The sequence below is a fragment of the Chitinimonas sp. genome (assembly GCF_036568685.1).
Taxonomy (GTDB): domain Bacteria; phylum Pseudomonadota; class Gammaproteobacteria; order Burkholderiales; family Chitinimonadaceae; genus Chitinimonas.
Map to the genome: position 1 here is coordinate 1 of NZ_DATCSC010000139.1, position 12,226 is coordinate 12,226.

The window sequence follows — 12,226 nt, forward strand, 5'->3', positions numbered from 1 at the left end:
GCAAACAGCACATCGAAGGCGACCACCGCCGCACCAGCCGACTTGAGCTGCGTCAGCAGCTGGGCGTGCAGGCTGCGCGGCCAGGGCCACTGACGCCCGAGATGGGCCATGGATTCTTCGTCGATCAGGACCACGGTGATAGGCAGGCCGCTGGGACCGGGTGCAGTCCAGCGTGTGAGCAGATCGAAACCGCCCTGCTCCACCGCCTGCCAAGCCGGGCTCAAGCCCAGCAGCCCAGCCGCGAGCACCGCCAGCCAGACCGTCGCCGTCTGCCTGGCCCAGCGCCCCAGGTGGTGCCCTCCGCGTCGCACGTCCACCAGACCCTCACAGCCGCCAGGCAAGCTGAAGGCCCAGGAGGGCCTTGCGGTCAAAGGCGGTCGTCGAGCGTGACAGCAGGTTCTCGGCCCGTAAGGTGATGCCGAATTGCTTGTCGGCCGACTCCCAACTGGCCCGCAGCGAGCCATTCCAGCCACTGGCCAGCTGGCTGCTATTGGCCTCGTCCACATAGCGGGCGGTGCGGTAGATGGCGATGGCGTCGAGCTTGAGCCGCGGCACGGCGATCCAGGTCACCCCCAGCTGCACCATCTGCCGCGGCAACAACGGCAGGGCATTGCCCTCGGCAGCGCCCAAAGTATTGCGGCTGGCCTGGTAGACATAGGCGCCCGAGAGCGCCAATCGCGGGCCGACGATATGGTTGGCGGCAAGACCGGCGCTATCGACCTTGCCGGCGGCGAAGTCGGGCGTGGCCTCGTAGTAGTCGACCGCCCCCTGGCCGTACTGGAACAGCTTGCGCAACCGCTCCAGGGTGTCGAGCGCGGTGCCGGTCACCAGGGTGCCGCCGGGATTGAGCAGATTGTCGATCTTGCGCCGGTCGGCATAGACATTGAGGAAGCTCTTACCGTCGGGCAACGCCCACTCGTACTGCACCCTGGCGCGCTGCAGGCTGCCGCCTATGGCGACCAGCCGGTCATCCAGCGGAATGCCGGCCGTATCGATCGGCCCCAGGCTGTTCTGCATGGCCGGTCGCCGCCACTTCTGCCAAGCCAGCCGCAGGGTATGCCCCTCCACCGGCTGCCAGGCTAGGCCCAGGCGCGGGTTGGTGGCCTTGATATCGTCGTCGCTGCTGCGGTCCTGCGGGATCTCGAACAGGTCCACCACCCCAAAGAACTGCTCGCGCTGGAAGGACTTGCGCAGCTGCTGGTGCACGATATCGAGCTGCAGCAACAACTGCTCACCCGGTTGCCAGCGGCTGCTGAGGTAGAGGTCACTGGAGCGGTGCACGGTCCGCTCACGCAGGCCGTAGTAGAACATGCCGGCGTCAGTCGGCAGGTTCTGCTGAATGTCGAGCGGCAGCCGCTGCCGGCCGTATTCTGCCCCCACGCCCAGCTGCCAGCGCGGCGAGATATCGAGCACATGCCGCCACTGCGCGTCCTCGGCGCGCAGATTGCTGCGGCTGAGGTAATCACCGGTGTCGGAAAAGGTATTGAGCGGAAAGACTGCCGAAAAGAGCGTATAGCCGGGCCTGTCGACCACCACGCCACTGACCATGCGCTTGTCCTGGCCGCTACCGAGCTTGAACCAGGACTGCGAATCGGGCGCGAACTTGATGTTAACGCCCAGATCGACACGTTTATTGCGCCCTTCCTGCGGCGTACGGTCAAAACCATTGGCCAGGTCGGTCAAAAGGCTGTCCAGCCGTTCCTGGTTGGCGAACAGGAACAGCCCCACATCATGCCGCGGCCGCAGCCCCAGGCCCAGGGTGGTCAGGCCCACGTCACCATCCAGGGTGCCGCTGGCCGGTCGGGCGCTGACCCCTGCCTGCTCGACGAAGTAGGCAAAGGGCCGGTACTGGTTGTGGTAGCCATTGAAGGTAACGTCGTAAGACGTGACCTTGACCGACTGGTGCAAGGCACCGGCGATCAGGGTGGCGTAGTCGCCCGGTTTGGGCAGCAAGGTGGACTGGCGGTTGGAGGCACCGAACACGGTCGGGTCGCTCAGAAAGCCCTGGAACAACTCGGAATTCTTGTCGAAGGTGCCATTGAAGCGATCGGCCAGGAACAGATGGCTGCCGGCCCAGTAGGGATTGTAGGAGGCATAGGCATAGTGCTGGGCCCAGTCCTCCAGGCCAAACGCCGCCAACGCCGCGCCAACGTTGGCACTGCCCTTCTGGTTGTTGAGCAGTTGGTTAAGCGACTTGAGGTAGGGCAAGCGCTGCACCGCCTGCTGCGCAGCCTCTACCGCCTCGCCAGGCTCAATGGCGTCATTGGCCACCACACTCAGCATGATGTAGGGCAAGGGGTCGTGCGGGTCCAGCTCTGCGGCGCGGCGGAAGCGCTCCTGGGCTGCGTAGGCCTTGCCCTGCTGGTAGTAGGCCACTCCGGTGTAGAGCACCGCCCGCGCATAGCGCGGCTCGATCACCGTGGCCTTGAGAAAGGACGACAGCGCGGCATCCGTCTCGCCACGCTTGAGCTGCAGCAGCCCCAGCCCGGTCAGCGCCACATAGTCGTCCGGCTTGCTGACAAGCGCCGCTTCGAAGGCCAGGCTGGCAGCCGGATAGTTGTCGGCAAAGGTCTCCAGCGTGCCGACCTCACCCTGGTAGCCAGGGCCTTGCGGTGCGCGCTGCAGCGCCTGGCCCAGATAGTCGCGCGCACGGCGCACATACTCGCGCTCACTGGCCACCACCCCCAGCCCGAACCAGGCCGGCGCGTTGGCGTCGTTGAGCGCCAGCACCTGACGGTAGCCGGCGTTGGCGGCCTCGGCCCGGCCCTCGTAGCGTGCCAGGTCGGCACCGGCCAAACCGACCTCCTGCGACTGTGGGTAGCGCTGCTGCGCATCAAGCAGCAGCTTGCTGGCCGCATCGGACCGGCCGGCAATCACATAGGCGCGCGACAGCAAGGCCGGCAGTTCGGCCGCTGCCGGGTAGCGTGGCCGCGCTCGCTCCAGAAGGGTAATGGCTTCGTCCAACCGGCCCTGCGCGAGGTAAAGATCAGCCAGCACCGCCGCCTGCGCCGCGCTTTGCAGCGGCTCGCGCTCCAGCATGGGCAGCACTTCGGCATAGCGGCCCGCCTCAATGGCAGCCGCAATGCCGGCCCCGCCGGGTAGCTGGCTGGCACCCCAACGCATGGCCTGCGGCTGGTAGGCGGTCACCCACTGGATGCGGTCACGCGCCTGGGTCAGCAAGATCTTGACCGGCGCCTTGCCCGGCTCGACCGTGGCCTGCTCATTGGCCGCCACGCTGACCCGTCCCAGGGGGTTGTAGAACTCGGCCTCGCCGGAGAACACGGTCAGGGTGGCGATGCCCGATTCCTGCACCACCAGCTCCCAATCGGTACCACGTATGGCGGCAACGGCATTGGGGGTCTCAATCTCCAGCACCGGCGGGCCGGCCTGGGCGCGAGCATCGGTGCCCTTGCGCTGCATCCAGCTGCGGCCGCTCTTGAGCAGCAGCCGCGTGGGCTGGCCGGCGGCGGCCAGGGACTTTACCTGCAGAAGGCTATTCTGGTTCAGCCGCAACTGGGTCTGGTCGCGCAAGAGCAGCGCCATTTGGCTGTAGTCCAGGGTGCGAACATAATCGCCGGCGGTCAGTTGCTGCTGCAGCACCGCCCGCCGCCAGTCCTGGCTGTCCGGACCATGGCTCTCGCCCTGGCCGACCAGGCTGACGATCTGGGCGTCGCTTGCCCAGGCGGGAAAGAGGCCGGCCAACAGCAGGACACACAGCCGGGGCGCATACCGCCAAGACAAGGGCGTGAAACGAGCACCATCGTCGCGCATGGATTCGACCTCCCTGTCGAACTACAGCGGGCCGAGGTATAGCCAAGCTCGGCGACCAGGATTTCAGCCTAGTCAGCACAGCTGGCGAACACAAACAGGGATCGACGAAAGATAGGCCGCTTCAATCAGCCAGTAAAAGCGGACATGGCTCTCTCAGGAGCGTCACAAAAAGCGGGGGTATCCGGCGCAATGGCCATTCCGCGCGCCCACGAGCGCAGCGAGGCTCCCTCGCGGCGGCGAGGCTGCCAGAGTTCTTGGCGAGCTTGCGAGCCTAGAACCTGTGCGTGCAAAGCTCGGGGGGAGAGGATTCAATAAAGCGAGGGGCGGTTGATCAACCGCTGCCGCATAACGCCCGGCTTAGCCGGGCGGAGCACTGCCGCAGCAGATCTCCACAAACGTCCTACCTCCCAGGCCCAAAGAACTCCATGATCATGAATTCCTCAAGCTGGGCCGTATCCTGCGGCCGCGCCGACAGCACCACCGTTCGGTGCAGACGCTGCGACTCCCAGTTGAAGTCACCGGTGTAGTAGCGGCGGATCAGCTCGATCATCTTGCGCACAATGGCGCGATCCAGATCGTCGTTCATACCCACGCTGACCTCGATCACCTCACGCTTGGCATTGGCGCTATTGGTGGTCCAGCCACGGAAGGAGAAGGTGGCCGTATGCAGACTCTTGCTCAGGATCTGGAAGATGCCATTGGTCCCCGGCGGCTGCAGATTACGCCGGATATTGGCGTCGCGGATCTCGTCGGCGGTGGGTTGGGGCGGGCCGTTGGCGGCTTGCTCGGCGGCGCGACGGCGCTCACGCTGGGCGTTGAGGTAGGCCTGCAAATCGGTCGCCGGCGGTGCCGCCATGGGCTGCGGCGGGGGCGGCGCCGGCTCGGGCGGCGGGGCTGTCATGGGGCTGGGTGCCGGTGGCCTGGGCTCCTCGCGCGGCTTGTGCACCCGCGGCACAGTGATCGCATGCGGGCGCGGGATCTCGGGCCGTGGCTCGACTTCGGGCTTGATCTTCTCCGGCTTGGGTTTGGGCTCGTGGACCTGCACCAGCTTCATGCTGTCGGCCGGATTCAGGTTGAGGTAGACCACCTTGCTGCGCGGCTTGTCCGATTCCTCGCCTATCTTCTGGGTCTGGCGCAGGATGGCGAACAGCAACATGAGGTGCACCAACACCGCGATGACGATGGCCACCAAGGAGCGGCGCCGGATGGTGATGGTGATGTAGCCACCGCGGTCCTGCCAAATGGGCATGCGCGTACCATAGCCGCCGCTCGTCGGCGCCAATGCGGCCAATTCACTTACGCTGTTTACACCCACCGCTACGATCACCCTGACGCCTAACCGCGCCGCTACTCAAGCAATATCCGTTTTGAAGCAGGCCCGCCGGAAATGGCCGGCCTAAGTCCTTGCGGCGGCAGTATATATTGAGCCGGTGTAAAAGCTGATTTCCAGCTTGTAACAAATTGCACGGCCGCCGCATCGCGGTGGGATGGCCGACAAACGGATTAGTTCGCGGCGCGGCTTTCCGGCACGGCCACCACGGGGGCGGCATCCGGGAAATGCTGCAGGACCTGCGCCAGCACCCGCTCCAGCTGGACACGGTAGCTCGCCAGCAATGCCTGCCGGGCGGCCTCCTCCGAGCCCTCAGCCCGTTGCAAGTTGGCCGCAAGCTGTCGGGCGGTGGCTTCCAGGTCGACCGCACCGACGTTGGCCGCCACCCCGACCGCGGTATGCGCCACCCGGTGCGCGGTCTCCAGATCACCCTCGGCCAAGGCCTGCTCGATCTTGGCCGGCGTATCCCCCAAGGTGCGTGGCAGCTTGGCCAGCATGCGGTGATAGAAGGCCACCCGCCCGCCCATGCGCTTGACCGCGAGCTCGGTGTCAAAGCCCGCCAGTACCAACGGCGCCTGCGGCTCCTCGGCGGCGGGCTCGGTCCGGCCATTGGCCTGCAGCTTGTCAATCAGCATGGGCGGCAGCCACTGGGCGATGATGCGGAACATACCCTCGGGATCGACCGGCTTGATGATCACGTCCTGCATGCCCTCACGTATGCAGCGCTCGCGTTCCTCGACCATGGCATGGGCGGTCATGGCAAGAATAGGGATATGGCTGTAGCGCTCGGTCTCGCGGATGCGCCGGGTGGCCTCGTGGCCGTCCATGTCCGGCATCTGTACATCCATCAGGATCAGGTGGTAGTAGTCGTCCGCCCGGGTTTCCAGCATGCGCAGAGCCTCCCGGCCGGTGCCGGCGACCTCGACCTTGAAGCCCTCCGCCTCCATGAGTTCGACTGCGATCTGCTGGTTGATGTCGTTATCCTCGGCCAGGAGGGCGCGGCAACCACGCCAACGCAATGCGGCCTCAGTCGTCTGGGCGGCACCCGGCTCGGGTGGCGGCGCATAGAGCTGGCGCAGCACGATGGACAAGGCCTGCTGGGTCGTAGGCTTGAGCAGGAAGGCGTCGACCGCCTCCGCTTCGCGTTGCTGCAATATCTCCTCACGACCAAAGGCGGTGACCAGCACGAAGCGCGGCGTGCTGCTGAGGCCGGCGCGGCGCATCGCCAGCGCCACCTCCATGCCGTTGAGGTCGGGCATCTTCCAGTCGCAGCATACGATGTCGTAGGGACGCTCAGCGTCCATCTCCATCAGCCGCTGCAAGGCATCAGCACCACTGTCGACCTGGTCGGCCGCGAGTCCCAGCTCCGCCAGCAAGGCGCAGAGGATCTCCGCCGCCAGGGCATTGTCGTCCACCACCAATACCCGTTTACCGCGTACCGCTGCCAGCGGGTCGCCGCCGGTTGTGGCCGGTGGCTGGCCCAGCTCGAAGCAGACCGTAAAGCGAAAGCGTGAGCCCCGCCCAGGTACGCTCTCGACACCCACCTCGCCACCCATCATCTCCACCAGCCGCTTGCTGATATTGAGCCCCAGTCCGGTACCGCCGTACTGCCGGGTGGTGGAGCCATCCGCCTGGGTAAAGGGCTTGAACAGCTGGGTCAAGAGCTCGGGCTGCATGCCTATGCCGGTATCGCTGACCATAAAACCCAGCGTGATCCGGCTGCCCTCGCGCGACCTCACCTCGCAGTCGAGCCGGATATGGCCATGCTCGGTGAACTTGGTGGCGTTGCCGGCCAGATTGACCAGGATCTGACCCAACCGCATCGGGTCGCCCACCAGGTAGCGCGGTACATCGGGGGCGACCTGAAACAGGTATTCCAGCTGCTTTTCCTGGGCCTTCTGGCTGGTCATGGTGGCCACGCTGCCCAGCACCTCGTCGAGCGAGAAGTTGATGCGCTCAAGCTCCAACCGGTCGGCTTCAATCTTGGTGAAGTCGAGAATGTCGTTGATCACCGCCAGCAACATATTGGCCGCACTGTGTATCTTGCTGACGTAGTCGCGCTGCTTGGGGTCGAGATTGGTTTTGAGCGCGAGATAAGCCATGCCGATCACGGCGTTCATCGGGGTGCGGATCTCGTGGCTCATATTGGCTAGGAACTGGCTCTTGAGCCGGGAGGCATTCTCCGCCACCTGGGTGGCCCGGCTCAGCGCCTGCTCCTGGGCCAGGAGGCGGGTATTGGCCTCGCTCAGCTCCTGGGTACGCAGCTGCACCCGATGCTCCAGGAGCCGCTCGGAGGCGCGCAGATCCAGCAGCAGGCGCTGGCTGGCTGCGAGCAGGCTGAGAAAGAACATCAGCGGCAGCCACATGCTCTGCAGCTGCGAAAACAGACTGCCTGGCGCCGCGAACTGCGGCACCAGGGCGCCCATGCCGCCCTGCAGCAGATTGGCCAGCATGACCACGAGGTGGAACAGCGTCTCTGGTACCAGCGCCACCAGCAAGAACCGACAGCCTGCGGTGTTTTGCCGCCAGCCGGTCCAGGCAGCGCTGATGGCTACCACGCCCATGGGGAAGAGCAGGGATTCGCCCCAGGTCAGACACTCGATCCGCCAGCTGGGTGGCGCAAGATTGGTGAGCAGGCCCAAGAGCAGGAACAGTGCGGCAATGCCCTGCAAGGCCCAGGCCCGCCGAGGACTATGACGCCGAAAGCTACCGAAGCGTACCGACAGCAGGGCTGCCAACAAGCCGCTGGCAAAATTGGAATTGGAGTGCAGCCACATCAGTGTCGATGAATAGCCAAACGCGCTGTATGCACCACGGTAGACCAGCTCATAGGCGGCGTAGAACAGGGCCAGCAGGCTGACCAGCAGGTGTAGCGGTTGCCGCAGCGCGAGGCCAAGGCAGGCGGTGAAGCCGGCAATGGCAACAAAGAACAGCGCCACCGACATATCCTGCGATTCCTTGCGCTGGGCAGTACGGATGGCACTGATCGGCTCTTCGAACTGGAAACGGGCGTAGGTGGGGTAGAGGGTATCAGGCACCAGTTCGATGCGCAGATAGAGCGGTGGCCTGAGCCCGTGGCCTGGATTGAAGTTGACGAGGTCACCCACGATGATGGCCTGCCTGTTTTCACCACTACGCTGCGCCTCTCCCAGCAGCCGGCCATCTCGGTCGTAGAGCTGCACATTGGATTTGGCGTTGTAGTAGGACAGGGTGTGGCCGTCCCGGTCATCATCGCGCAAGGGCACGTTGACGCGGATCCAGCAGGGAAAGCCCGGCTCAACCAGTACCCTGCCCTCGGGCGCCGCCTGCCAGGGCAAGGGCCCAGCCAACTGGGCCGGGGTCGGCAGCTTGGCACCGCACAGCGACTCGATCGCGATGGGGTGGGCCTGCCCGGGCGTAGCCACGCACAGCCAAATCGCCAGCCAGGCCAGCCTTACGGCAGTCCGCACCCAAGCGCTGAACCCTCCCTCGCGCATGCCTGGCCTGTTCCTATCAAGTCATTGATATCAATATAAAAACCACCAACCAGGCAGATCGTCGAACTACCGGTCGGCGGCCAGATCAGGCTTTCTGCCACGCGGCATTGCAATGAAAAAACAGGCCTTGAATACTCAAACCGGCTCATGCGTCGGCATTGCCGCCAAGGGCTAATCGTTCATGTGTTCAACGCGCATCTGGAGGTAATCATGGCGACGACGTTTCATGACATTAAGCAGCAGGACTTGGAAGCAAGCTTGGTTCAACAAACCGCACAGCCGGTCCAACTGAAGCAGCTGGACCTGGGCCTCAAGCCGGTGCAATCCCAATTCGACGCGATCGCCACCCATTCCCACGATATAGACGCTGATTGAGCGGCTACGCCAGCCGCATTTACCGTACGAGGCCCGGCAGACCATGGTCTGCCGGGCCTTGTGCGTTTTCAGGGGATAAAAGCGCAGGTTTGCTACAACACAGCAAGGCCCAGCCCCGAGGAGGAAGTACGATGCGGTTCAGGCGAGCAGGCACCTTGCTGAGCTATTGGCAGGACGGTGAGCAGGTATTCCACAACTACGCCCAGCGGCGCTGTGTCGCGGCCAACGACAGCGCCCGCTGGTTGCTGGACCAGCTTGGCGACTGGTGCAGCCGCGAGCAGCTACTAGCCCTATTGCCCGGCTATGCGCCAGACAGCGTGGATCAGGCGGTGCGGGACCTGCTGGCGCAAGGACTGCTGGTCGCCGAGGGCAGTCCGGAGGCGGCGCTGGATACCGCCATCACTGAGCAGTGGGCGCCCTGGCTGCCCGATGCCGGCCTGCATTTCTCGACCAAGGATACGGCCTATGTGAACCGCGACTCCAGCGCCGAGCTCAAGGCCGCCAGCCTGCCGGACAGCCCGCCGCCGCCGAGCTACAAATCGCAGCCGGGCCTGCCGTCGATAGCCTTGCCTGAACGCCAAGCGGCGCAGAGTGCCTTCCAGGAAGTCCTGCTGGCGCGCCGTACCCACCGTCGCTTCAGCGAACGGCCGCTCCCCCTGGCGACGGTGTCGCAGCTCCTGGCCTTGTGCTGGGGTGTGACGGGCCATGCAGAGACGCCGACCTTTGGCCAGTTGCCGCTCAAGACCAGCCCCTCGGGTGGCGCCCGGCATCCGGTCGAGGTCTATCTGATGGCGCTACAGGTGGAGGGACTGGCGGCCGGCATCTACCACTACCACCCGCTCGAGCACCGCCTGGCGGCGCTGAATGTGGCCGCCAGCCCGGAGCTGGCAGCCCGCTACTGTGCCGACCAGCGCTATACCGGCCAGGCGGCGGCGCTGTTTCTGATGACCGCGGTCTTTCCGCGCACCATGTGGAAGTATCACAAGGCACGTGCCTACCGGGTGGTACTGCTGGATGCCGGCCATCTGGGCCAGACCTTCTGCCTGACCGCCACCGACCTTGGGCTGGCGCCCTTCTGCACCGCCGCGCTCAAGGACACCCTGATCGAACACGACCTGGGCATAGACGGCGTGAGCGAATCGGTACTCTATGTCACCGGCGTGGGCTACCCCGTCTAGCCGGCAAGGAGTTTACTGCAGTGTAGGGAATAGACTTGCTATGGCGCCCGGGGATACCCGCAAGGAGTAGGCCGAAGTAGTAAGCCACCTTACGGTGCCAACGACTTCGCTCACCCGGGCGCTAACCAGCTGCGCAGTCTGGTACGGTGGCTAGACCCTTTATCCAGCCCCTACCCCTTCGCCCCGCCCGCCAGCGGGGAACCTCGCTGCGCTCGCCAGCGCCCCGCAAAGAATGGCTCCCAGCCTAGGCGGGGACCGCGTCCTCCAGCTTGGCACGCGGCACCGCCGCCAAGAGCGTCTGGGTGTAGGCATGATTCGGCGCCGTCAGCAGGCTGCCGCTGGCGCCCACCTCGACGATACGGCCGGACTGCATGACTGCAATATGGTCAGCCAGGTACTCCACCACGCCGATATTGTGGGTGATGAAAAGGTAGGCCACCCCCAACTCGCGCTGCAGGTCCTTGAGCAGGTTGAGGATCTGCGCCTGCACCGACACGTCCAGCGCTGAGGTCGGCTCGTCGCAGACGATCAACTTGGGTTCCACTGCCAAGGCGCGGGCGATGGCAATGCGTTGGCGCTGACCACCAGAGAATTCGTGCGGGTATTTGTCGCGCGCGGCCAGGGGCAGGCCGACCTGGTCGAGCAACGCGGCAATGCGCTGGCGCCTGCCGGCACCGTCGATCTCCGGCCGTAGCGCCTGTATGCCCTCCTCCAGGATCTCGCCTACCCGCATCCGTGGGTTGAGCGAGCCGAAGGGGTCCTGGAAGATGATCTGGATATCGCGCCGGGCGCGCTTGAGCTCGGCCGCGCTGGCATGCATCAGGTCTACGTCACCCAGCCTGGCCACCCCATCCACCACTGCCGTGCCGCGCAGGAGTTGCAGTATCGCCTTGCCGGTGGTGGTCTTGCCCGAGCCGGACTCACCCACCAAGGCCAGGGTCTCGCCGGGGTAAAGATCGAAAGACACCTCGTGGACGGCATCCACATAGCCTGTCACCCGCTGCAAGAGGCCGGAGCGGATGGGAAAGCGTACCCGCAGCTTGTCCACACTGAGCAAGGGGGCCTTGGCGCGGGCCTTGCGGGCTAGCTCAGCAGACGGCTCGGCAGGCGGTCGCTCCTGCAGCGCTACCGGCTGCTCGGCCGCATAGGCAAAGCAGCGCACCGTGTGCGCAGGCTGTGGCTCATACATGGCCGGCAGCTCGCTGCGGCAACGCTCGGTGGCCGAGTGGCAGCGCGGCGCAAAGCGGCAACCGGCAAAGGTCTGGTTGAGCGGCGGCACGCTGCCGGCGATGGCCTCCAGCAGATGGCCGCGCTTGTCCACATCGGGCAACGCACCCAGAAGCCGGTTGGCGTAGGGGTGCAAGGGGCGGGAGAAGAAGGCCTCCTTGCTGGCCAACTCCACCAGCTCTCCGGCATACATGATGCCCACCCGGTCGGCCACCTGGGCTACCACGCCCAGATCATGGGTAATCAGCAGGATGGCCATGCCGCGCTCGCGCTGCAGGTCCAGGAGCAAGTCGAGAATCTGCTTTTGCACCGTCACGTCGAGTGCGGTAGTGGGCTCGTCGGCGATCAGGAGCTCAGGCTCGGCCGCCAGCGCCAGCGCGATCATCACCCGCTGCTTTTGCCCGCCGGAGAGCTGGAAGGCGTAGCTGTCTATACGCCGTTCGGGCTCGGGGATACCGACCCGGCGCAGCCAGTCCACCGCCTTGGCCCGGGCCGCCTCGCCGCGCAGGGCGGTATGGGTCTCGATGGCTTCGACGATCTGCTTGCCCACGGTCAGCACCGCGTTGAGGCTGGTGCCGGGCTCCTGGAAGATCATGCCGATGCGGCGACCACGGTAGTGGCGCATCTCACGCTCGGACAGATCGGCGAGGCCGGTCTCACCCAGCTTGACGTCGCCACCGGCGATGCGGCCGTTGTCCGGCAACAGCCGGGCGATGGACATGGCGGTCACCGACTTACCCGAGCCCGACTCGCCCACCAGGGCAAAGGTCTCGCCCGGCTGGATATGGAGGCTCACCCCGTCTACCGGGGTGACGATGCCCTGACTGGAATAGATCTCGGTACGCAGTGCTTCAAGTGTCAGCATGGCG

At 65.3% G+C, this 12,226-nt stretch carries 7 protein-coding genes; 2 read left to right on the forward strand and 5 right to left on the reverse strand.

The features are described 5' to 3' along the window. From VIM95_RS20150 to VIM95_RS20165, 4 genes are all read right to left on the reverse strand, one after another. Positions 1-317 (reverse strand): CHASE2 domain-containing protein (locus VIM95_RS20150; protein ID WP_331989313.1); only part of this gene is annotated, 317 nt, incomplete at its 3' end. A gap of 7 nt (positions 318-324) precedes the next feature. Beyond that, positions 325-3,771, reverse strand: a complete 3,447-nt coding sequence (locus tag VIM95_RS20155) for a TonB-dependent receptor domain-containing protein (protein WP_331989315.1) — start codon at positions 3,769-3,771, stop codon at positions 325-327. A 400-nt stretch (positions 3,772-4,171) separates the two neighbouring features. Continuing rightward, complete coding sequence (locus tag VIM95_RS20160; protein ID WP_331989317.1) at positions 4,172-5,020, reverse strand: hypothetical protein; 849 nt, start codon at positions 5,018-5,020, stop codon at positions 4,172-4,174. A 254-nt stretch (positions 5,021-5,274) separates the two neighbouring features. Further along, positions 5,275-8,577, reverse strand: a complete 3,303-nt coding sequence (locus VIM95_RS20165) for a hybrid sensor histidine kinase/response regulator (protein ID WP_331989319.1) — start codon at positions 8,575-8,577, stop codon at positions 5,275-5,277. 210 nt (positions 8,578-8,787) lie between these two features. Here VIM95_RS20165 and VIM95_RS20170 point away from each other — a divergent pair, with 210 nt between their 5' ends. Then, positions 8,788-8,952 (forward strand): hypothetical protein, encoded by a 165-nt coding sequence (locus tag VIM95_RS20170; RefSeq protein ID WP_331989321.1) that lies wholly within the window; start codon positions 8,788-8,790, stop codon positions 8,950-8,952. Positions 8,953-9,083: 131 nt separating this feature from the next. Next, positions 9,084-10,130: a SagB family peptide dehydrogenase gene (locus tag VIM95_RS20175; protein ID WP_331989323.1), complete on the forward strand. Its 1,047-nt coding sequence runs from the start codon at positions 9,084-9,086 to the stop codon at positions 10,128-10,130. 244 nt (positions 10,131-10,374) lie between these two features. On the opposite strand, the gene VIM95_RS20180 is transcribed toward VIM95_RS20175, so the two are convergent. Further along, positions 10,375-12,222, reverse strand: coding sequence for an ABC transporter ATP-binding protein (locus VIM95_RS20180; RefSeq protein WP_331989325.1), 1,848 nt, complete (start codon positions 12,220-12,222; stop codon positions 10,375-10,377). Positions 12,223-12,226: the final 4 nt, after the last annotated feature.

Coding starts and splice junctions, on each gene's coding strand:
- VIM95_RS20160 (WP_331989317.1), bottom strand. CDS start 5,020: ATGCCCATTTGGCAGGACCGCGGTGGCTACATCACCATCACCATCCGG.
- VIM95_RS20170 (WP_331989321.1), top strand. CDS start 8,788: ATGGCGACGACGTTTCATGACATTAAGCAGCAGGACTTGGAAGCAAGC.
- VIM95_RS20180 (WP_331989325.1), bottom strand. CDS start 12,222: ATGCTGACACTTGAAGCACTGCGTACCGAGATCTATTCCAGTCAGGGC.
- VIM95_RS20155 (WP_331989315.1), bottom strand. CDS start 3,771: ATGCGCGACGATGGTGCTCGTTTCACGCCCTTGTCTTGGCGGTATGCG.
- VIM95_RS20175 (WP_331989323.1), top strand. CDS start 9,084: ATGCGGTTCAGGCGAGCAGGCACCTTGCTGAGCTATTGGCAGGACGGT.
- VIM95_RS20165 (WP_331989319.1), bottom strand. CDS start 8,577: ATGCGCGAGGGAGGGTTCAGCGCTTGGGTGCGGACTGCCGTAAGGCTG.